This is a genomic window from Croceitalea sp. W27, assembly GCF_055693185.1.
In genome coordinates this window covers 1,817,254-1,839,626 of record NZ_CM146327.1, presented here as the reverse complement: position 1 = coordinate 1,839,626, position 22,373 = coordinate 1,817,254, and the positions used below count along the sequence as shown (strand labels likewise).

The window sequence follows — 22,373 nt, the reverse complement described above, 5'->3', positions numbered from 1 at the left end:
CTCAAAGATATTGAAACAGTTTTAATTTGTTAACTTAAAATAGAATCTGGGTTATACCCTAAATAAGGCACTTGATATTCTTTAAAGTGTATGTTGTATGACTTGAGTTCGGTAAGTATAGGTTTGTAAACTTCTTTGTTTATAGGTATTTGAACTCCCGGAGTCGTAATTTTTCCATTTAAGATATTCAGTGTCGCCATAGCTACGGGTAAACCAACGGTTTTTGCCATGGCCGTATGAGTTTGACTTTCGCCAAGAACGACCATATTAGCATCTATTTGTTTCTTTTCACCGTTAAGTTCGTACCCAAATTTATGGTACATCACTATCATGTCTTTTTCATCACTTTCCAATGTCCAGCTAGCTTCAAGTATTTCTTGAAGTATTTGTGCAGGTGTCCCTTTATCTTGTGAAATGGTCTTGTTCTTATCGAAAATATGGAGCTCGATAAGCTTGCCCCACATAATATCGTCTTGTTCTATCTTTAAATAGTGTCTTAATTTAAGCTCGACAGAATCTGTAGGTGAATAAGGAAGAAAAAGATTTGTAAAATCTCGATAAGACATACCTTTTGAGTTCTCAATAACATAGCTATCATCTGTCATGCCAAGCTGAACAAACATGTTCCATGCTTTAGAGAATCCAATTCTCCTCATCGTTCCTCTATAGAGTGTCAAGACATCGGTAAGGCCATAAGCATCTCTATATTTTAAAGAATCGCGATTGGCATAAGCCTCAAATCTTCCATAGTTTTCAACATCTAGAAATTCAGTTCTTCTAAAAAGTTTATGATAGGGAATGTATTTATAGGTGCCTTCTTGAATAAATTTTGCTGTTCCACCTTGGCCGGCCACAACAACATTTCTTGGGTTCCATGTAAACTTATAATTCCATAGGTTGTTATCACTTTCAGGTGCTACCAATCCGCCTGTAAACGATTCAAAAAGTAACATTTTACCCCCTTTTTCACGAATGCGGTCCAAGACTTCCATAGCACTCATATGGTCGATTCCCGGATCCAAGCCAATTTCATTCATAAATACCAACCCTTTTTGCTTGGCTTCTAAATCAAGCTCCATAATTGCATCGCTTACATAAGATGCGGTGACCAAGTGCTTATCAAAGGCGATACAATCTTTTGCTACTTCTATATGTAACCTAGGCGGAAGCATAGAAACGACTATGGCTGCTTTTGAAACTAAGTCTTTTCTAGCAGTATCATCAAAAATATCTAAAGCTACTACCTCACAATTGCGATGATTGCTGATGTGCTCAGGAATATTTTTCGGATTTAAATCCCCAATAGTCAAATGAAGATTTTCTTCTGTAGATTTTTCTAAAAAGTAATCAAGCAGATATGAAGTTGATTTTCCTGCTCCGAGCACTAATATTTTTCGAGACATAAGATTCGCTTACCTTTGTATATAACGATTGCTAAGGTATCAAATTGTTATATTTTTAAAGAATTAAGCTATTTGAGTTATGAACAAAACAATTTTAATTACAGGACTGATTATTGGATTGCTGGCTGTTCTTTTAGGAGCTTTTGGAGCCCATGGTTTAAAGCGTGTCATCGGCCCTGATGAAATCAATACCTTTGAGACAGGGATCAAATACCAAATGTACCATGCCTTGTTTTTAATGCTATTGAGCATGTTACAAGATGTCTCAATTGGAACTAAAAATATTGTTTTTTACCTGGTTGTAGTAGGATTGATTTTGTTTTCAGGCTCTATCTATTTTCTTGCAACTAACGCACTTACTTCATTTGACTTTAAAAAAATCGGATTCATTACTCCTATTGGTGGAACTTTGTTGATTGCGGCATGGGGGTATTTGGTATTTTCCGTTTTAGTAAAGAAATAGTTTTTTATAGAAAAAAATTGTGTGCATGTTGGCGCAAATGGTTCAAGGCTTTTGACATTTGTCCTTCTACCGTTTTGACCGATATGCCCATTTCTTCGGCAATCTCTTTGTATTTAATATTATGGATTTTACTTTTCACGAAGACTTCTCTACACCTGGGAGGTAGCATGGCTATGAGTGATTGTAGTTTTTCTAATTTTTTATCGCTATCAGATTCTTCTGTAAAAAAATAGTTTTGATGTTCTTGTGCCACCAGGTCCCATCTTATTTGTTCTAGGAGCGTTTTGTTTTTTTTCTCTTTTCTTACGTGCATCAAAAATTGATTGTGACTAGATTTGAACAAGTAATTTTTTATAGATGAAGAAATTACTAATACTTTTCGTTTTTCCCAGATGTTTAACATCACGTCTTGTATTAAATCTTCAGCTAGCTCTTTATTCCCGCCAAGTTTGTATACATAATTGCATAACCAATTATAGTATTCATCAAATAAATATTGATAAACATCTAAGTTGCCACTACGTAATTTTTTTAACAGAATTTTTTCTTCCATCTGTAAAATTCAGTGTTTAAATATAAAAAAAATATAAAATGAATAGGGGTATTTTGATAATATCGCATCTATAGACAAAATAAACAACGGATCCGTGAAAAAAATGGATACTATTATCAATAATTATTTAAATGGTTCTATTAGACCCGAAGAAAAAGAGACTTTAGAATCATGGGTATCACAAAATACCCAGAACAGAGTATACTTTGAGGCTAAAATCAGAAAATTTGCTCTAGAGCACCCTGAATTAGATTTTAATTCTGATGAGGCTTTTAAAAAGTTCATTTTAATTGTCAAACAACGTAAAAAGCCAATTATTCCAAGGTTACTCCCTTATGCGGCATCAGTCTTAGTTTTAGTCAGCGTTGGTTTGTTTTTTAAGCTAAACTATTTTGGTACTGAAATCGAGAATGATATTGTTAATGCCAAAGCATCAATTCAGGAAGAAAGTCATGTTACTATTACACTATCGGATGGCACAAAACAAGTATTGGTCAAATCAGGGAGTTCAACAATAACCGATAAATCTGGTAAGATTATAGCAAACACTAACAATGGCGCGATAGTCTTTGGAGAGAGTACTAAAAAAATGGGTCATGAAGAGCCCGATTATTCAGAAATATTTATTCCGTACGGAGAAAAGTTTATCATTTATCTAACCGATGGAACAAAGGTTTGGTTAAATTCTGGATCGCGGCTACGATTTGCACAGAATTTGAATCGAACCGAAGGAGAGCGTCTGGTTTTTTTAGATGGAGAAGCTTTCTTCGATGTTGCTAAAGATACCAGCCGTCCTTTCATTGTAAAAACAAGTGATTTAGATATACAAGTGCTAGGAACAAAATTCAATGTAGCAGGGTATGAAATGGACAGGCAAATTTCAACAACTCTTGTGGAAGGATCTGTTAGAGTGTTAAATACAAAAAAGACTACTGATCAAATAGATCTTAAGCCAAATTACCAGGCCACATTTAAGCGTGATGGCGGTGAACTATCAAAAAGACTTGTAGATACCGATTTGTTTACCGCTTGGATGAATAATCGTCTTGTGGTAAATGGGTTGAACTTCTCTGAGATTTTAGAAAAACTAGAGCGAACTTATAATGTGACAATTAAAAGTTCTGCAAAAAATCTAGAAAAACAGGTATATAAAGGGGAATTCGAAAATGAAGATTTAGACACTATCCTTAAAACAATCTCTTTGAGCACGCCATTTAACTATAAAATTAAAGGAAATGAAGTAACCATAACCAACTAAAAAGGAAGGTGCGGCAACACCTTCCTTATGATTAGACCGCTAACTAGAATAATTAACAATCACAAACATTTAAAATTATGAAAAAATGTACTAACCATGGGTATCTAAAGGAGAAAGATACCTTAAGGGTAAAACACTTAAAGTTGAAACTCACAGCATCACTAGTTTTTTTAATGATATTTCAACTATCTGCAAATGATATGTTTTCGCAGGATAAAATTGATATAGCCTACCAGAATGTTCCGCTTTGGAAAATATTCAGCTCTATAAAAAAACAATCAGGATACAATTTTTTTTACAATGTAAATGAGATTAATGATACTAAACTAGCATCATTTACGGTGGCTAAAAAACAACTAAGAACAGTTCTTGATAATTTGAGCGATCAAGAAAATTTTAATTATAAAATCAATGGCAAACAAATTATTTTAACCAAAAAAAATCTCAAAAGAGCAACAAAAGAAACTATATCTAAAGATTCAGAGATTAATGGTTCGGTTAAAGATGAGAACGGAGACCCTTTGCCTGGAGCTAATGTTTTGGTGAAAGGTACCACAGTTGGAACACAGACTGATTTTGATGGAAATTTCACCTTAGAAGTGCCTGATGGTAGCACTACGCTAATAATATCATATATAGGGTACAAAACCATAGAGGTCGATATTACTGATAAAAATTCCGTAACGGTTCAACTAGAAATTGCTGCAGCTCAATTAGATGATATTGTTATTATAGGGTCAAGAGGTAAGCCAAGAACTGATGTTGATAGGCCAGTACCTGTTGACGTTGTTCAAGCAAAAGAATTGGCAGCCACTGGGCAAACAGACCTTGGTCAACAAGTTCAGTTTTCTTCACCTTCTTTCAATTCTGCCAAGTATGGAGTAAACGGGACTACCAACTATGCCGAACCAGCTACCCTTAAAGGTATGTCACCAGATCAATCGTTGGTATTGATCAATGGTAAAAGAAGGCATCAGTTTTCTACACTTAATTTGAATGTTTCTCCCGGTTTAGGTACTATAGTCACAGATTTAAACTCCATACCAACAGGTGCGCTTAGTAGAATTGAAGTACTACGTGATGGAGCAGCTGCGCAATACGGTTCAGATGCAATTTCGGGTATCATTAATTTAAACTTAAACAAATCGGTAGGAGAAGGTACTTATAATGGTACTGCGGGGATTCATAAAGAGGGAGATGGTGTAACATTTAAACATAGCTTTAATTATGGTTTTGGTTTAGGTAAAGAGAATAGTTATTTCAATGTAACCCTAGAGACTTTTACCTTTTCGGGCACTAATAGATCCGACACATATACGGGAGGTATCTATCCAGCAACACCAGATGACTATGACGTAACAGGGCCAACACCAGACTTTCCGTATGACACCGCAAACCCAAGAGAAGATAGAGGTTTTTACCCTCAAGGCGATTTTGTTGTTGGTAATTATGGTGCCAATGAAAATGATACGTACCAAGCCTTTTATAATGCCGGACTTCCAATTGGAAAAAAAGATTGGAAACTATATAGTTTTGGTGGAGTTTCAAGAAAAGATATCTTGGCTTTTGGTTTCTTTAGAAATCCAGGTCGTTTCAGTAGAGCGGCATTAGGAATTTTCCCTGATGGCTATGTGCCTGAGTTACCAGGTACATCTGTAGATGTATCTTCAGTAATTGGCTTGGATAGAGTGACCGTCAATGGATGGAATTATGACTTAAGTTTTAGTTATGGCAGAAACTATTTAGATTTATTTGCAAATAATACGGTTAATCCATCTTTAGGCTCAGCATCACCGACTGAGTTTAAGGTTGGCAGATATGATTTTAGACAAACTATAGGAGAGTTTAATATGTCTAAAGCATTGAGCGAAACATTCAACTTGGCATTTGGTGCGCAATACAGAACAGATAGGTTTCTATTAAGTCAAGGTTCTCCAGAATCATTTGAAGTTGGACCATTGGCTGCTGAAGGAAAGGATATTGGTTCAAGTGCTAGACCAGGTATCGCAGATATTGATGAAAATGATTTGTCTAGAAGTAACACGGCCCTATATGTGGACGTGGAAAAAGATTTTTCTGATAGCTTTTTGCTTGGAGCCGCGGTTAGATATGAAAATTATAGTGATTTCGGTAGTAATCTTTCAGGAAAACTAGCTGGGCGTTACAAGTTGACCGATAATTTCGCGATAAGAGGTTCTTATAACAGAGGTTTTAGAGCCCCTTCTGTAGCTCAGATCGGTAACAGGGTAAATACTTCAACGGTTCAAAATGATGTTATCGTAATTACTAAGCAAGTATCAAGTGACGATGAAAGATTAGCTCAATTGGGTGTTGAAGATCCACAAGCGGAAATTTCAAACAATTATAATATTGGGGTTACTGCTAAATTATTTGGAGGTAAACTTTTATTGACTGCAGATGCCTTTCAAATTGATATCGATGATCGAATTGTGATAACAGAAAGATTAAACACGGGTAGCTTTCCTGCAGTAGCCGCTTTGTTTCCTGAAGCAAGGGAGATACGATTCTTTACAAACGCCATTACTACGAAAACTACTGGTTTAGATATTGTTGCCGCTTATAAAGAGACTTTTTCTGAAAAAAACAGTTTTTCTGGTAGTTTAGCCCTAACTGTAAATAAAACTGAAGTTGTTAATCAAAAAGATGCGCCTTCTGAACTTACTGCAGGTGGTGACCCAGATTTTAAATTGTTAGGAGAGGTGGCAACACAATTAATAGAAGTTGCTCAACCAAGATATAAGTTGCTTGCTAACTTGAATTATAATACGGGGCGTTTTGGTTTTACCGGGCGAATGACTCATTTTGGTGAGGTTCAAGCTTCAAGTGGAGGTCTTTCTTTAGAAGATTCCAACGTGATTGCAGGAGAAGGTACCAGAAACATTCAAGTCTTTGCTGCCAAGGCTTTAGTCGATTTAGCTATCTCGTACAAATTCAGTGATAATTTCACCTTTTCATTGGGAAGTAATAATGTTTTTGATGTATATCCTGATAAGTGGAATAACACAAGAGATGGTTTTGTAGGTCAAGCTTCAAACTATTCTAATGGTCAGATAACGTATTCTCGTAACTCAAACCAATTTGGGTTTAATGGCGCTTACTACTATACTGGTCTTAACATCAATTTTTAAGTTTTTTTGTAATTAGTTTAAGTTAGTTTGAGAGGCTCCGAAAGGAGCTTCTTTTTTAACCACCATGGAAAAATCATTAATACTGTTGTTTTTTTTGCTTCTTGGAATGTTTTGCAAGAAGAACAAATTATTGCCTGTTAATTCAGCTATAATATTAGGCAAGGTTATCATCAACTTTTTTATCCCGATACTCATTTTAAAGCACTTGCCAAACTTAAGGTTAGACGCATCACACATATGGTTGGTTATTTCACCTTGGATTATTTATTTGTTTTCATTCTTATTTTTTGAAGTTCTTAACTGCATTCAGCCTATTGAAAAACCAGCTAGAGCAACATTAATTATGACATCGGGGATTGGTAGTATTTCTTTTGCAGGGTTTCCAATATTTGAAGTTTTTTACGATAAAGAAGGGTTAAGTTTAGGTATAATATTATCGTTGGCCGGCACCTTTATCGTCTGTAATACCGTAGGTGTTTTTACTGGATTTTGGTACGCAAATAAAAGAACAGACTATTACAAGCTCGTAAAGGATATTTTCACGTTTCCGCCTTTTGTAGCAATGCTGTTTGCAACGATATTGATGAATTTAAATATTCAATATTCGGAATCTTTGACTGAGGGGTTAAAATTTTTAGGGGCACCATTTTCGCCTTTAGCCTTATTTGCAGTCGGCCTTAATTTAGATACTGCTTCTTATTATAAAAATAAAAGCTACTTTATAAAAGGGCAATTTTATAAACTTATCATTGCTCCTTTTTTAATTTACGTAGTGTTGTATTTTTTTGAAATGCACAATTCTTTGGTGGGCAAGATATGTATTTTGGGAGCTGGTCTTGGTTCAATGAACACCATAGCCATTGTCGCAGCAGAACTCAAGCTAAGACCTAAATTGGCTTATTTGATGCCGGGTATTGGTATACCAATTTCTATAATAACGGTCATCTTAATACATTTTATTTTCTTGTAATTATGAATATTTCAAAAAAAATCGGTCTCGTATTAGGTCCGATAGCTTTTTATTTAATCTATTTTTTCTTTCATCCCGAAGGACTTTCAAAAGAAGCCAATGCAGTTTTGGCAGCAACCTCATGGATAGCCATTTGGTGGATATCTGAGGCGGTACCTATTGCTATAACAGCGTTATTGCCTTTGGTTTTGTTCCCGTTATCTGGCGGTTTGGATTTGCCTACAACTTCAAGTTCATTCGGGCATAAATATATTTTTCTTTACATGGGCGGTTTTATTATAGCTATTGCAATTGAAAAATGGAACCTTCATAAAAGAATAGCACTCAACATAATAAATATTATTGGATCAGATGTAAGAATGATTATTCTTGGCTTTATGGCTGCAACTGCATTTTTATCAATGTGGATTTCTAACACGGCCACCTCTGTGATGATGTTACCAATTGGTGTTGCAATAATTAAACAGCTTCAAGACAACCCCAATACCATAAAAGATGAAAACAAACTTTTTGGCAAGGCCTTAATGTTGGCAATTGCTTATAGCGCTTCAATTGGGGGCATGGCAACTTTAATAGGAACTCCACCCAATTTAGTACTCGCAGGAGTAATTCTTGATACCTACGGTTACGAAATTACTTTTGTACAATGGCTTATGTTTGGATTACCGGTTTCACTACTCTTATTGGCAGTTTGCTGGCTATATCTTACAAAATACGCATTCACTTTTAAACAAAAAGAGTTTCCAGGAGGTAATGCAGAGATTAAAAGGCTTTTGGGGCTGTTAGGAAAAATAAGCTATGAAGAAAAAACAGTAGCTTTTGTTTTTGCACTAACCGCCTTTTGCTGGATTACGCGGTCCTTTATTTTACAACGTTTTTTGCCAAGTTTAGATGATACTATAATCGCAATCTTTTTTTCGATAGTACTTTTCTTGCTTCCAACAAAAGATAAGAAAAGAAGAATCATCAACTGGGAAGAAGCTGTAAAAATGCCTTGGGGTATCATTTTACTTTTTGGCGGGGGAATGGCATTGGCAAAAGGTTTTGAAACAAGCGGTTTGGCAGTTTGGATTGGAAGTCAGATGGGGAGCCTCTCTAACTTCCATATACTTGTATTGTTATTAATCTTAATCGCCTCTGTCAATTTTTTGACTGAAATCACCTCCAATTTAGCAACTACTGCAATGTTGTTGCCAGTACTTGCGCCAATGGCATTGAATTTAGATGTGCATCCTTTTGTATTAATGGTAGGGGCTGCGGTGGCCGCTTCTTGTGCTTTTATGCTACCAGTAGCAACACCTCCCAACGCGGTTGTTTTTGGGTCTGGGTATTTAAGAATTCCAGATATGGTGAGCAAAGGGTTTCTTATGAATATTGTTTCGATTATTCTACTCACTTTTTTGGTATATTTTCTTTTACCTGAGTTGTGGGGTTTGGTTGTAGAAAGTTTTCCAGAGAAATTCAGATAAGCTTAAAGTATGTTTAAAGACTTTCAAAATTTTACTAAGAGGGTTAATGGGGTTAAGATAAACTATGTTATAGGTGGTAGTGGTCCACCATTATTATTATTGCATGGCTACCCTCAAACCTACTTTATTTGGCATAAAATTGCTGGGAAATTAAAAAGTAAGTTTACAGTTGTAGCTTCTGATTTAAGGGGTTATGGTGATAGTGAAAATCCACCAACCAATAGTAATCACTACCCGTATTCCAAACGTGAAATGGGCAAAGATCAAGTTTTGTTAATGGAGTCACTCGGGTTCGATAAATTCTATTTGGCAGGTCATGATCGTGGTGGGAGAGTTGCCCATAGAATGGCGCTGGACTATTCTGCAAAAATTATAAAAATGGCGGTATTAGATATTGCGCCTACCCATAGCATGTATAAGACAACTGATATGGACTTTGCCAAAGCTTATTATCATTGGTTTTTTTTAATTCAACCTTTTGATATTCCGGAAAGGCTGATAGGTGCTAATCCAGCATATTTTTTAAACAAAAAATTTGGCCAATGGGGTAGGGATAAGGCGGCAATTACCAAAACAGCTAAACATGAATATCTGCGCTGCTTTACAAGCGAGACCATCCATTCAAGTTGTGAAGATTATCGAGCTTCCGCTACTATAGACTTAGAGTTTGATCAATATGATATCGAGAATTCTAATAAAATAGCTTGTCCAGTACTTTGCTTGTGGGGTGAAAAGGGTTTTGTTGGTAGAAAATACAATGTAGTAGAAGAATGGAAAAAATGGTCAGAAGATGTTACCGGTTTTGGATTGCAATGTGGGCATTACTTGCCTGAAGAAGCTCCTGTTGAAACTCTGAATGCCTTAATAAATTTTTTTGAACCAATCTAATTAAGTATTTATGAAAAATTATGAAATAGCTGTTATCCCTGGAGATGGAATAGGAAGAGAAGTTGTACCCGAATCAATTAGATTACTTGATATAGTTTCTGTGTTATGTGGCTTTAGTTTGAGCTATAAATATTATGATTATTCATGTGAATATTACAAAAAACATGGAACAATGATGGATAATGACGGACTCAAAAAGTTAAGAGATAGTGATGGTATTTTTTTAGGTGCGGTAGGTTATCCAGGCGTTCCTGATCATATTTCACTTTGGGGATTGTTGGTTCCTATTAGAAGAACTTTTCAGCAATATGTTAATTTAAGACCTGTAAAGCTTTTAAACGGAGTGAGCTCACCTTTAAAATCACCTAAAAACATTGATTTTTATATCGTAAGGGAGAATAACGAAGGAGAGTACTCCTCCATTGGGGGTAAATTCAATGAGGGAACAGAAGACGAACTAGTTGTTCAAGAAAGTATTTTTACAAAGCGAGGAGTGGATCGTGTAATGAAATATGCTTACGAATTAGCAAATAAGCGAGATAAGAAATTAACCAGCGCGACAAAGTCAAATGGAATAATTCATACAATGCCTTACTGGGATGAACGTTTTAAAGCAATCGGAAAATTATACCCTGAGATTAAGCAATCTCAATTTCATATAGATATTTTGGCAGCTCATTTTGTTACTAAGCCACATGAATTTGATGTTGTAGTAGCAAGCAATCTTTTTGGTGATATACTTTCAGATCTTGGGCCTGCAGTAGTTGGGGGAATGGGTATTGCGCCGGGAGCAAACCTTAATCCAGAGAAAGAATTTCCAAGTATGTTTGAGCCAGTTCATGGAAGTGCACCGGATATTGCCGGAAAAGGAATTGCTAATCCAATAGCATGCGCTTGGACTGCCGCTATGATGCTCAATCATTTTTGCGAAGATGATGGGGCAGAATTAATAATTAATTCGATAGAAGGGCTAACCTCAGAAGGTAAATTCTTGACTAAAGATTTAGGCGGTAGTTCTTCGACAAGAGAAGCTACAGAAGGTCTTATTAAACATATAAAAAAACTGGCTTAATAATTAGAATCAAATAAATCGTATTTAGAAAAAAGCGCAAATTGGCTAAGGGTATTTCATACAAAAAGCATCTTATTGCTGTGGATGCGATTTTTTAGCCGATAAGTTGGCAGTTAATAGTGAATACATAAATATTTACCCTTTATTTTTTTAGCTTTGCACTAACTTTAAAAAAGAAGTTTTATGGCAACTAATGCCCAATCAACGAAAACGATTTCGTTACACAAAGATGGAATCACCCATGACAACATTCATTATCAATTAAGCTCGGCAGAACTGCACGATATTACCATTGCCAAAGGCATGGGTGTTAAGTCTTCTCTGGGAGCTATTGCTGTCAATACGGGTGAGTTTACAGGAAGGTCTCCCATGGATCGCTTTATTGTTAAGGATGAGATTACGGAAGATAAAGTATGGTGGGGTAATATTAATATTCCTTTTGATAGTACCAAGTTCGATGCGCTTCATGAAAAGGTCATTTCGTATTTAAATGAAAAAGAGTTATTTGTACGTGATGCTTATGCGTGCGCAGAAGATGACTATCGTTTAAATATTAGAGTGATAAATGAGTATCCGTGGTCTAATATGTTTGCATATAACATGTTTTTAAGACCCAGGGAAGCAGAGTTGGAGAACTTTACCCCTGAATGGACGGTAATCAATGCACCTGGTTTTATGGCGGATGCCGAAGTTGACGGAACACGGCGACACAATTTTGCTATTTTAAATTTTTCAAAAAAAATAGCTTTAATCGGTGGAACGGGTTATACCGGGGAGATAAAAAAAGGAATTTTCTCTGCACTTAATTTTATACTTCCTGTGTTCAAAAATACACTACCCATGCATTGCTCTGCGAATGTTGGCGAAGCCGGGGATACTTCAATCTTTTTCGGACTTTCTGGTACAGGAAAAACTACACTTTCTACAGACCCGAATAGAAAACTTATTGGAGATGATGAGCACGGTTGGACAGCCGAGAATACTGTTTTTAACTTTGAGGGCGGATGTTATGCCAAGGTAATCAATCTCTCAAAAGAAAGTGAGCCAGAAATCTATGGAGCTATAAAAAAGGGAGCTATACTCGAGAATGTGATTTTAAATGATGCCGGGGAAGTTGATTTTGAAGATACATCAATCACTCAGAATACTCGAGTAAGTTATCCTATTTATCATATTGATAACATACAAGAGCCTTCGATAGGCAGAAATGTCAAGAATATTTTCTTTTTAACTGCTGATGCTTTTGGGGTACTTCCTCCCATATCCAAACTTACGCCAGCGCAAGCGGCTTATCATTTTATATCAGGTTATACCGCTAAAGTTGCAGGTACCGAGGCGGGAGTGGTAGAGCCACAGCCTTCTTTTTCGGCCTGTTTTGGTGCTCCGTTTATGCCTTTACATCCGGCGAAATATGCTGAAATGCTTAGTCAAAAAATGCAAGAGTCTGGGGTTGATGTTTGGTTGGTAAATACGGGTTGGACAGGTGGCCCATACGGAGTAGGAACAAGAATGAAATTAAAGTATACCAGGGCAATGATTAGTGCGGCAATGAGCGGTGAGCTTGGTTTATATAATTATGATAACTATCACATTCATTCGGTTTTTGGAGTAGCCCAACCACGTGAATGCCCTGGGGTGCCAACGAAAGTTTTGAGCCCTAGAGCTACTTGGAACGATGATGACGCATATTACAAAACTGCCTTTAAGCTATCCAATGCTTTTAGAGAGAATTTTAAAAAGTTCGAAGCACATGCAAATGAAGAGATTAGGCGTGGCGGGCCACAGCGATATGCATACTAGAATTTTTAACTGAGTAGATTTTACTGGGTTTCATTATTAACTTTAGCTTTTTAATTAGTTTCTGTGTTTTGAACTCTGTAGAGAACGCACTGTAATTTTAATGCGTTTTATTAAAGAGGTAATTGAATTTCTCTATTTGATTGAAAAAATAGGGTATAATTTCAATGTAATGGCTTTAAAACAACAAATGCCATGTCACATAGAAAATTTATTTATACCTTAAATATTATTTTTTAGATTTTGAAAAACGCAACTCTACTTTTTTTATGTACTTACTTGTTTCTGTCATGTACCGATGACAATAGTATAAGTTCGAAAATGATATCTGAAGAGAATCTTCTTACTGATTTTTTCCCATCAGTGACGAGAATTTCTAATAATCCAGAGATAGACGGTATAAATGGTATCACGGTTGCTTTTAAAGGGGGTGTCGCAGTATCTGACATAGCCCAATACCATGCTATTTATGTTACCGCTAGAAGTGTTTCTAAGGTGACTCCTGAAAAAATTTTAAATTTACCTGAATATCAAGTGAAAATTATTGAGAATGTATCCGAGAATAATCTTTTTGAGTTTACATTTCCTGATGATCAACTTGATTTTCAGGGAGTTCCCTTATCGGATAAACATGTATTTGCAATCATGTTATTAACAACTGGTGTTGACAGTAATGGAAAATCAATTTATGCGTTATCTCCGGCATATTATTTTTTTGGGCCTTAGTATATAGAAAAAAGCCTTGTTTTAATTTTAAAGAAAGCATTCTTGTTTCAAGTGCCATTTATAAATAAAAAGCCCCATTTTTAATGGGGCTTTTTTTATGCTTTTTCTTTCGAGGTTTATTTATTGACGCTCGTAATATATTTTTGAAGTGCCATAGTCATAGACGGTGTCTCTGGTGTTGGCGCTTTTATATCACATCTAAGGCCAGCGTCGGCGGCAGCCTTCACCGTGCTATTACCAAATACCGCTATACGTGTATCATTTTGTTTAAAATCAGGAAAATTCTTTAAAAGAGATTCTATCCCCGAGGGGCTAAAGAAAACCAAGACATCATAATAAACCTCTTTAAGATCAGAAAGGTCGCTTATAACGGTTTTATAGAAAACACCTCTTTTCCAATCAAGATCTAATTTGTCAAGAGTTTGTGGTACTATTGGTTTTAAACTGTCCGAAGAAGGAAGTAAAAACTTTTCGTCTTTATATTTCTTGAACATAGGTGTAAGGTCGTCAAAAAGTCTTTTCCCTACATAAATCTTGCGCTTTCTGTAAACCACATATTTTTGCAAATAATAAGCAACTGCTTCAGATTGGCAGAAATACTTCATAGAATCAGGAACTTTAAATCGCATTTCCTCTGCAATTCTAAAAAAGTGGTCAACCGCATTTCTGCTCGTAAGAATAATAGCTGTAAAATCGTTAAGATCAATCTTTTGCTCTCTAACAATTTTAGCGTTTACGCCCTCAACATGAATAAAAGGTCTAAAATCGACTTTTACCTTCTCTTTTTCAATCAAACGAGAATATGGAGAGTTATCCATCTTAGGTTCCGGTTGAGAGACCAAAATCGTTTTTACTTTCATAAGAATCAATCGTTTAGATAGCTTCCGATAAGCACTAAGGGTGCAATTTCGAGTGCGCAAAGGTACAAAATAAAATAGAAAATGTTGATTGAAATCAACTTTTGATGGTTTCGCAATGCATTGACCAGACCAATGCCATTAACGAAAAAAATACAGAAAATACTTATGTATACTACAGGTTTTGAGTCTTTTAATATGTAAGTTAAAACTATATTCGCTAGAAAGGCGATACAACTACTATAGTTAAAGTAAGATAATTTATTAAAGATCAATCCTGTGACCAATTCATTGGCATCAAATACGAATCCGTTTGCCATTTGTATACCCATCTTAACAAGAAGATAAGCGATTAAAATACCTAATGCAGCAAAAAAGACAACAGGGTAAGAACCAAACCCTTCTGAGGATAAAATATTTTTGGACAAGAAAATAAATAAGGAAAAATTTACGAGCTGAAAAACCGTAAGCAATAAATGAAACCAGTTAAAGAGCTTTCCCTTTTTATTATAAAGGGTCACGTACTTGTTATTGAAAGGTAAAATGATAAAGTTAGAAAACATTCCTTTGAACAGATATTTGCTCAATGTCAACAGTAATAGACTACAGAAAATAACCAGGGTAATCCAATCTAAAGAATCCACGCTCCTGTAAATGATCTCCATTAGCGTTCAGCTTTATAAGTTTGACTACTAATTCCTGATTGAAGGCCATTCTCTGAAATAGAAAATTTAAGATAACTCAAGTCTTCTAATTTAGAATCGGGTAGACTACAAGTAAAATAGGTCGTATCCCTTGCCTTTAGTAAAGTCGTTCCGTCTTCGATTGGTGAGTACTTTATATCTTTTGTTTCTTTTAGTTGTTTGTAAGGATTGAGATAGCCGACCCTAATATTTATTTTTTCTAAAGGAATAGCAACATCGTAAGGGTTATAAATTTTCAATGGCATATCCTTTTGCGAAAGTTGAATTACTTCGCTATCTGCATAACACCTTAGTTTTCTGAAAGATTCAAAATTTTCAATGAAAACACCTTTAAATACACCACCTTTAAGGTCTTGATATTCAAAATCACCTGTGTTCATGTAGAGCGATACATAGGCGACTTTTTTGCCTTGAACTTTGGCTTCAGAAGCATCAATGGTATATTGGTTTTGTCTGTAATGAACATTATTCAATGAAAAGGTAGTTGTGCCTCCCGAATAGAATTGATACATCGGGGATCTGCGATAACTATTTTCAAATACAATAGGGATATCTCCAGCTTTTGATTTTAACTCGTTTACCCATTCTTTATTACCATGTGTTTCATAGACAATGGGGAAAAGAGGTTGGTAGGCGAGTCCGATACGACCTATTAAAAGTAGCACCAAACTTAGCATACTCAATTTGTACATCCATTTGCGGCTTTTAGCATTTTGTATAAGATAGTCATAAGCAAATAAGGCCATAGGAATGCATATAACAATGACCCACTGAGTTTGGGTACGCCGCTGAAAACTGGACAGTAAAAAGAAAAGGATAATACCATAACTTAAAAAGAGCAGTGCCTTGTCAAAATCTCCATTAGCTTTTTTCTTAAAAAGCGCCCAGTAGGCAAAAGGAAAAATCAACCCAAAATTCAAGACGAGGTTAAGAATGTAACCAAGTGTAAACCCTTCAAAACTATAGGGTTGGTTAGGCCGTTCAAATAGATGGTATTTTATGGTTACAAAGTCATTATTATATAACCAGGCAAAGTGCGGCAAATAAGCTAGCAAAGAAATAAAGACAGCTAACCAAGCATATTTGCTTCGAAGTAACTTTAGATTTGACAATAGAACAAAAAAGATGACCAAAACCGCGTGGTATTTACTATACATCAGACCTGCCATAACTAATCCCAGAAATACCGCGTTGCCAACTGAAGCTTTTACCAAAAATCTTTTATAAATCAATAAAAAGAGTGCCGTAAAAAATAAGAGCGGAGTATCGGGTAGTGTTAGAAAACCGTAGACGTTCAACAAAGGCATTGCGAACATCATTAGAAAAAAATGGACAACGTAGTCTTTCTTTCGCTCGTCTTCTATGATATGCCATAATACTGCGAGGGTACCAATACCAAGAATACAGCTCATTAGACGCACGCCTAGTTCTCCATTAAACAGAAAACTACTTAGTTTAATCAACAAGGCCACCATTGGTGGATGATCAAAATAGCCCCAGTCTAGATTTTGCGCGTAATACCAGTAATATGCTTCATCGTAGATAAGTTCCGTAAAAAAACTTTGAACCAAATTTAAAAGGAACAACGCTCCTAAAAGATATAAAAAAAGCTTTGGAAACTTCTGAGTCATTACATGCACTATTACCGCCGGCAAAGTTACGAATAATGCTTAGATGCAATTTTTACCATTACCTCAAATGCGATTCATAAAAACTGGGCTGATAAAAAACACTATTTTTACTTTTTAATTTGAATGAATTGGCAGACGGACTTGTAATCATACCTACTTATAACGAGATTGAAAATATCGAGGCTATTGTAAGAGCTGTTTTTGACCTTAAAAAAGACTTTCATGTCTTGGTGGTAGACGACAACTCACCCGATGGTACTGCGCAAAATGTTGAAGAACTTCAAAAAGAGTTTTTCAACAGATTGTTTTTAGAGGTGCGAAAAGAAAAATCTGGCTTGGGAACCGCTTATATTCATGGCTTCAAGTGGGCAATCAAGAAGGGGTATGATTTTATTTTTGAAATGGATGCCGATTTTTCGCATAAACCAAGTGATTTACAACGATTGCATCGCGCCTGTTTGAATGGTGCCGATGTTGCGGTAGGCTCTCGATATAAAAAAGGCGTCAATGTGGTAAACTGGCCACTTTTTAGAATTTTATTGTCTTATGGTGCATCTTTTTATGTGAAACTAATTACAGGGATGCGCATACACGACCCTACTGCCGGTTTTATGTGTTATAAAAGGAGTGTTTTAGAGGCTATTGATTTAGATGCTGTGCGTTTTATAGGCTATGCTTTTCAAATTGAAATGAAATATAGAGCCTATTTGAAAAAGTTTAAAATAGAGGAAGTATCAATAATATTTACCGATCGAATTAATGGGGAATCAAAAATGAATTCCTCAATAATTAGGGAGGCTATTTTTGGAGTTATTGGTATGAAATTTAGAAGCATGTTCAATAAAAATAGTTTTAAATAATGGGGCGGATACTCATAAAAAATGCTAAGGTTGTTAATGAGGGTAAAGTGTTTGAGACCGATATCCTTATTAAGGACGATTATATTGAAAAGATAGAGGCCGGACTATCAGATTCAAATGCAAAGACTATTGACGTCTTAGGAAATTATATTTTACCCGGGGTTATAGACGATCAAGTACATTTTAGAGAACCAGGTTTAACCCATAAAGGAAATATTGAAAGTGAAAGTCGGGCGGCTTTAGCCGGGGGAATTACTACATTTATGGAGCAGCCCAATACGAATCCGCAGACGACAACTATTGAAAAATTAGAAGAAAAATTTTCCGTAGCGTCAAAAGCTTCTTATGCAAACTATTCTTTTTTGTTCGGAGGTACGAATGATAATCTTGAGGAGCTTAAAAAATTAGACCCCAAAAGTTGTTCGGGCGTAAAGTTGTTTTTAGGTTCTTCAACGGGTAATATGTTGGTTGACAATGAAGAAGTTTTAGAGAAGATTTTTAGAAATACCGAGTTGGTGATTTCTACCCATTGTGAAGATGAAGGCACTATTAGAAGAAATTTAGAACACTACAAAAATCAATTTGGTGATGCCATTCCCATAAAATATCACCCAATAATTCGTAGTGAGCAAGCCTGTTATTTATCTTCTTCAAAAGCCATTGCATTAGCAAAAAAGACGGGGGCTCGACTTCATGTCTTTCACTTGTCTACAGGAAAGGAGACAAATCTATTCACGAATGATATTCCATTAGAGCAAAAGAAGATTACTGCTGAAGTTTGTATTCATCACCTTTGGTTTAGTGATGTGGACTATGGCACAAAAGGCACGCTTATCAAATGGAATCCTGCTGTCAAAACAGCGAATGATAGAGCACAGCTTTGGGATGCATTGTTGGACGACCGTATTGATGTTATTGCTACGGATCATGCACCGCATTTGCTAGAAGAAAAGGACAATGCTTATACTAAAGCCCCTTCTGGCGGACCACTGGTACAGCACGCTTTGCCCGCAATGTTGCAAAAGCACAAAGAAGGAAAAATTAGTTTAGAAAAGTTGGTTGAAAAAATGTGTCATAACCCTGCAAAGCTTTTTGACATTGAAAAACGTGGTTATGTAAAAGAAGGTTTTTTTGCCGATTTGGTTGAAGTTGATTTGAATTCTAAATGGGAAGTTAAAAAAGCTAATATTTTATACAAATGCGGATGGTCACCATTCGAAGGTGTTACTTTTGATTCTAAGGTGAAACGTACTTTTATAAATGGGCATCTAGCCTATGAAAATAGTGGGTTTTCAAAAGAAAAACATGCAAAACGTTTGACATTTAATAGATAAGCTATGCGTTTAAAGCTTCTTTTTTTTGTATTTCTTTCGTGCTTCTTTCTTGTGGCGAAAAAGTAATAGAGCCACCAGAAAATCTAATCTCTAAAGAAAAGATGGCTTCTATCCTATATGATATGGCGATTTTGAATAGTACAAAAGGTACTAGTCCAAGCCTTTTGAGCAAGAACAATATTGAGGTTATGCCTTTTATATTTAGAAAGTACGATATCGATAGTATTCAGTTTACGCAAAGTGATGTGTATTATGCTTCAGTACCTCTAGAATATCAAGCCATATATGAAAATGTAGAGGCACGACTAGAAAATGAGGTTAAACTTTTAGAGGAGCAAAAAAAGCGTAAAAATGACAGTATTAAAAAGGCAAATGAGCAGCGCAGAGATAGTATAAAAAAGCCTAATACTCTGCAGTTGAATGATTCTCTTTCAAAAAAGTAGCGGCACAAGAATTTATGGCAGCTGCTAAATTTTCGAATTTAAAATTGCTATCCTTTTTGATTTTTTCATTGCTATAAATAGTAGTGGTATCAAATGAACTCGCAAGTTTTTTAGATAAGACTTGTTCGGAGCCGATGAGGTTAGATTTTAACCAATCAAGTCGCCATAAAATAGCCAAGAGTCCTTTTTTTAATAACAGTTGTGGGGCTTTCTTTTCTACCGCTTCGGCAATTTTTGTGAATGCCTCTTTATAAGTCAAATTTTCAGAGACAAGAATATAGTTTTCGTTTGTAATCTCAGAATCCATTAAGTTGACCATAGCGCCAACCACATCTTTAACGGTAACGAAACCGGTGCCTCCAGGGGGGTAGAACTTTAATCCCTCTGAAATCTTTTTAAAAAGACGACCGCTTCCATTATCCCAAAATCCTGGACCAATGATAACCCCAGGATTAACGATAATGGTATTTATCCCTTCTTGTGAGCCACGCCAAACCTCCATTTCTGCCTGGTGTTTTGATAGTGCATAAATATTTGCAACAGAAGCATTGAATTCTTTAGTTTCGGCAACTGGTTTTTTATCTAAAGACTCCCCAATTGTGGCTATAGAACTCACATGACACAGTTTTTCAACCTTGTGTTCAATGCAGAGGTTGACAAGGTTTGCTGTGCCTTCCGCATTAACTTTAAAGAGCTGTTTTCTTTTTTTTGGATCAAAGGAAATTAATGCGGCACAGTGGTATACTCTGGTAATTCCTTTAAAGGCTGTGCTTAAAGAAGGTATGTCATTTATATCGGCTTTGACCCAATCAATTTCATTAAAGGTTTTATCAGGGGAATCGGTATAATACTCAAAAACCTTTCTGGTTAAAGCAATACGGTCTCCGTTTCGGTATATTGCTCTAATTCGAATTCCTTTACTAGCTAAATGAAATAGTAAATGTGAACCGACCAAACCAGTACCTCCAGTAACTAAAACCATATTCAAAAGTACCTATTTACAACTGATTTTCTTAGTTATGAACATTCAAGATTCTATATTTGTACCTATTGAAAACTAAAATTAAAATGACCAAAGATTTTGTTGAAGAGTTAACATGGCGAGGAATGGTGCATGATGTAATGCCGGGCACTGACAAACATCTGATGACTGAAATGCAATCTGCCTATTTGGGTATTGACCCTACCGCTGATTCATTACACATTGGCCATCTTGTTGGGGTTATGATGTTATGCCACTTTCAATTAGCAGGTCATAAACCTATTGCTTTGGTGGGTGGTGCAACCGGAATGATAGGTGATCCATCGGGGAAATCAGCGGAGCGAAATTTGTTGGACGAAAAAACTTTAAGATACAATCAAGAAGCGATTAAAAAACAACTTTCAAGATTTCTTGACTTTGATAGCGCAAGTGCTAATGCAGCAATTTTGGTCAATAATTACGATTGGATGAAGGATTTTTCCTTTCTAGATTTCATTCGAGATGTAGGCAAACATATTACCGTAAATTATATGATGTCTAAAGACTCGGTAAAAAAAAGACTTTCTTCTGATGCCAAAGAAGGAATGTCTTTCACGGAATTTACGTATCAAATGGTACAAGGCTATGACTTTCTCCATTTGTATAATGCCCATAATTGCACATTGCAAATGGGTGGAAGCGATCAATGGGGAAATATTACGACAGGTACCGAACTTATCCGCCGTATTGGTGGTGGAAAAGGATACGCACTCACCTGTCCATTGATTACTAAGGCAGATGGCACAAAATTTGGAAAAACTGAGGGAGGAAATATTTGGTTGGATGCGGAACGGACCTCACCCTATAAATTTTACCAATATTGGTTGAATACGTCAGATGAAGATGCCGAGAAGTATATTAAGATATTTACTTTTTTATCAAAAGATGAGATAACCGATTTAGTTTCAAGTCATCGACAAGAACCCCATTTGCGGAGCTTGCAAAAAAAACTGGCCGAAGAAGTAACCAAAATGGTACATTCTCAAGAGGATTTAGACAACGCAATTAAAGCAAGTAACATTTTATTCGGAAAATCTACTTCTGAAGATTTAAAGCAATTGGATGAAAAGACGTTTTTAGATGTTTTTGACGGTGTGCCGCAGGCTGAAGTCGATAAATCTGAGTTAGATTCGGGGCTTGATATGATCGGTGCTTTGGCTGCCAAAACAGGATTTTTAGGATCAAATGGAGAAGCAAGACGTGAATTAAAGCAGAACTCCATTTCGGTAAATAAAGAGAAAGTTAAAGAAGATTATCTTATCAAGGGGTCAGATTTAATCAATAACAAGTTTGTGCTATTGCAAAGGGGTAAGAAAAATTATTTTGTTCTTGTGATAAAATAGAAAGCAACGCTTTTGCTTAAGAGCTATCTAATAATAAAGACAATTATGAAAAAAGTACTGGTAAGCCTTTTTGTAGTTTTTTTGGTTTCTTGTTCAAATGATGATGATAGACTTGAAGATAGTGTTTTAAATGGGCAGTGGACACTAACTAATGTTAGTTGCTTTTGTGGATTTCCAGACCCACCGGAATTTAATCTGACTCAAGTTACCTTTGTTACAGCGAGCAACCAAATAATTGTGTCAAATAACGGGAGCCAAGTTTATTTTAGGGAAGATGGCACGTATTCCTATTCAGGTAGTAACAATCAAATTACTCTGGAAGATGGAAGCTCTTATGATTTTGAAATATCAGAAAACACATTGGAACTGATATTTGTTGATGAACCAAATATTGCGGACGATGAAGTGAACTATTCTTTTGTTAGAAACTAA

General features: G+C 35.8%; 21 protein-coding genes. 14 read left to right on the top strand and 7 right to left on the bottom strand.

The annotated features are described in order from the left end of the window. Positions 1-29 precede the first annotated feature (29 nt). The gene (locus tag ACZ1GR_RS08270) at positions 30-1,403 is read right to left on the bottom strand and encodes a saccharopine dehydrogenase family protein (protein WP_472611669.1); all 1,374 of its coding nucleotides are present in this window, start codon (positions 1,401-1,403) and stop codon (positions 30-32) included. A 79-nt stretch (positions 1,404-1,482) separates the two neighbouring features. Here ACZ1GR_RS08270 and ACZ1GR_RS08265 point away from each other — a divergent pair, with 79 nt between their 5' ends. Continuing rightward, the gene (locus ACZ1GR_RS08265; protein ID WP_472611668.1) at positions 1,483-1,866 is read left to right on the top strand and encodes a DUF423 domain-containing protein; all 384 of its coding nucleotides are present in this window, start codon (positions 1,483-1,485) and stop codon (positions 1,864-1,866) included. A gap of 4 nt (positions 1,867-1,870) precedes the next feature. Here ACZ1GR_RS08265 and ACZ1GR_RS08260 read toward each other — a convergent pair whose 3' ends face one another. Further along, positions 1,871-2,419 carry an RNA polymerase sigma factor gene (locus tag ACZ1GR_RS08260; RefSeq protein ID WP_472611667.1) on the bottom strand — a complete coding sequence of 183 codons (549 nt, stop codon included), beginning with the start codon at positions 2,417-2,419 and terminating at the stop codon, positions 1,871-1,873. 103 nt (positions 2,420-2,522) lie between these two features. Here ACZ1GR_RS08260 and ACZ1GR_RS08255 point away from each other — a divergent pair, with 103 nt between their 5' ends. Both ACZ1GR_RS08255 and ACZ1GR_RS08250 read left to right on the top strand, forming a co-directional pair. Next, positions 2,523-3,677, top strand: coding sequence for a FecR family protein (locus ACZ1GR_RS08255; RefSeq protein ID WP_472611666.1), 1,155 nt, complete (start codon positions 2,523-2,525; stop codon positions 3,675-3,677). 77 nt (positions 3,678-3,754) lie between these two features. Then, positions 3,755-6,826: a TonB-dependent receptor domain-containing protein gene (locus ACZ1GR_RS08250; RefSeq protein ID WP_472611665.1), complete on the top strand. Its 3,072-nt coding sequence runs from the start codon at positions 3,755-3,757 to the stop codon at positions 6,824-6,826. Positions 6,827-6,838: 12 nt separating this feature from the next. On the opposite strand, the gene ACZ1GR_RS08245 is transcribed toward ACZ1GR_RS08250, so the two are convergent. Next, positions 6,839-7,021: a hypothetical protein gene (locus tag ACZ1GR_RS08245; RefSeq protein ID WP_472611849.1), complete on the bottom strand. Its 183-nt coding sequence runs from the start codon at positions 7,019-7,021 to the stop codon at positions 6,839-6,841. Here ACZ1GR_RS08245 and ACZ1GR_RS08240 point away from each other — a divergent pair. From ACZ1GR_RS08240 to ACZ1GR_RS08215, 6 genes are all read left to right on the top strand, one after another. Next, complete coding sequence (locus tag ACZ1GR_RS08240; protein WP_472611805.1) at positions 6,933-7,796, top strand: AEC family transporter; 864 nt, start codon at positions 6,933-6,935, stop codon at positions 7,794-7,796. The two genes, ACZ1GR_RS08245 and ACZ1GR_RS08240, sit on opposite strands and share 89 nt — an antisense overlap. A gap of 2 nt (positions 7,797-7,798) precedes the next feature. Then, positions 7,799-9,265, top strand: coding sequence for an SLC13 family permease (locus tag ACZ1GR_RS08235; RefSeq protein WP_472611664.1), 1,467 nt, complete (start codon positions 7,799-7,801; stop codon positions 9,263-9,265). A 9-nt stretch (positions 9,266-9,274) separates the two neighbouring features. After that, complete coding sequence (locus ACZ1GR_RS08230; RefSeq protein ID WP_472611663.1) at positions 9,275-10,153, top strand: alpha/beta fold hydrolase; 879 nt, start codon at positions 9,275-9,277, stop codon at positions 10,151-10,153. 10 nt (positions 10,154-10,163) lie between these two features. Continuing rightward, on the top strand, positions 10,164-11,225 hold the full coding sequence (locus tag ACZ1GR_RS08225; RefSeq protein ID WP_472611662.1) for a tartrate dehydrogenase: 1,062 nt from the start codon (positions 10,164-10,166) through the stop codon (positions 11,223-11,225). A gap of 183 nt (positions 11,226-11,408) precedes the next feature. Next, positions 11,409-13,025, top strand: coding sequence for a phosphoenolpyruvate carboxykinase (ATP) (gene pckA / locus ACZ1GR_RS08220; RefSeq protein ID WP_472611661.1), 1,617 nt, complete (start codon positions 11,409-11,411; stop codon positions 13,023-13,025). A gap of 318 nt (positions 13,026-13,343) precedes the next feature. Beyond that, positions 13,344-13,748 carry a hypothetical protein gene (locus ACZ1GR_RS08215; protein WP_472611660.1) on the top strand — a complete coding sequence of 135 codons (405 nt, stop codon included), beginning with the start codon at positions 13,344-13,346 and terminating at the stop codon, positions 13,746-13,748. A gap of 116 nt (positions 13,749-13,864) precedes the next feature. Here ACZ1GR_RS08215 and ACZ1GR_RS08210 read toward each other — a convergent pair whose 3' ends face one another. Genes ACZ1GR_RS08210 through ACZ1GR_RS08200 form a run of 3 tightly spaced genes read right to left on the bottom strand, consistent with a single transcriptional unit; the run spans position 13,865 to position 16,940 of the window. Then, a complete protein-coding gene (locus ACZ1GR_RS08210) occupies positions 13,865-14,608 on the bottom strand; it encodes a uroporphyrinogen-III synthase (protein ID WP_377766054.1) in 744 nt (247 codons plus the stop codon). A gap of 5 nt (positions 14,609-14,613) precedes the next feature. Beyond that, positions 14,614-15,270: a DUF4271 domain-containing protein gene (locus ACZ1GR_RS08205; RefSeq protein ID WP_472611659.1), complete on the bottom strand. Its 657-nt coding sequence runs from the start codon at positions 15,268-15,270 to the stop codon at positions 14,614-14,616. Further along, positions 15,270-16,940, bottom strand: a complete 1,671-nt coding sequence (locus ACZ1GR_RS08200; RefSeq protein WP_472611658.1) for an ArnT family glycosyltransferase — start codon at positions 16,938-16,940, stop codon at positions 15,270-15,272. Before ACZ1GR_RS08200 ends, ACZ1GR_RS08205 begins: the two co-directional genes overlap by 1 nt. Before the next feature lie 128 nt (positions 16,941-17,068). Here ACZ1GR_RS08200 and ACZ1GR_RS08195 point away from each other — a divergent pair, with 128 nt between their 5' ends. Genes ACZ1GR_RS08195 through ACZ1GR_RS08185 form a run of 3 tightly spaced genes read left to right on the top strand, consistent with a single transcriptional unit; the run spans position 17,069 to position 19,577 of the window. After that, complete coding sequence (locus ACZ1GR_RS08195; protein ID WP_472611657.1) at positions 17,069-17,800, top strand: polyprenol monophosphomannose synthase; 732 nt, start codon at positions 17,069-17,071, stop codon at positions 17,798-17,800. Then, positions 17,800-19,134, top strand: coding sequence for a dihydroorotase (locus ACZ1GR_RS08190; protein ID WP_472611656.1), 1,335 nt, complete (start codon positions 17,800-17,802; stop codon positions 19,132-19,134). The genes ACZ1GR_RS08195 and ACZ1GR_RS08190 overlap by 1 nt, the downstream gene beginning before the upstream one ends. Before the next feature lie 38 nt (positions 19,135-19,172). Next, positions 19,173-19,577 carry a DUF4296 domain-containing protein gene (locus ACZ1GR_RS08185; RefSeq protein ID WP_472611655.1) on the top strand — a complete coding sequence of 135 codons (405 nt, stop codon included), beginning with the start codon at positions 19,173-19,175 and terminating at the stop codon, positions 19,575-19,577. Here ACZ1GR_RS08185 and ACZ1GR_RS08180 read toward each other — a convergent pair. Beyond that, entirely contained in the window at positions 19,537-20,559 is a 1,023-nt protein-coding gene (locus ACZ1GR_RS08180) for an NAD-dependent epimerase/dehydratase family protein (protein WP_472611654.1), read from the bottom strand. The genes ACZ1GR_RS08185 and ACZ1GR_RS08180 overlap by 41 nt on opposite strands. Positions 20,560-20,645: 86 nt before the next feature. Here ACZ1GR_RS08180 and tyrS point away from each other — a divergent pair, with 86 nt between their 5' ends. After that, positions 20,646-21,941 carry a tyrosine--tRNA ligase gene (gene tyrS, locus ACZ1GR_RS08175; protein WP_472611653.1) on the top strand — a complete coding sequence of 432 codons (1,296 nt, stop codon included), beginning with the start codon at positions 20,646-20,648 and terminating at the stop codon, positions 21,939-21,941. A 45-nt stretch (positions 21,942-21,986) separates the two neighbouring features. After that, the gene (locus ACZ1GR_RS08170) at positions 21,987-22,373 is read left to right on the top strand and encodes a lipocalin-like domain-containing protein (RefSeq protein WP_472611652.1); all 387 of its coding nucleotides are present in this window, start codon (positions 21,987-21,989) and stop codon (positions 22,371-22,373) included.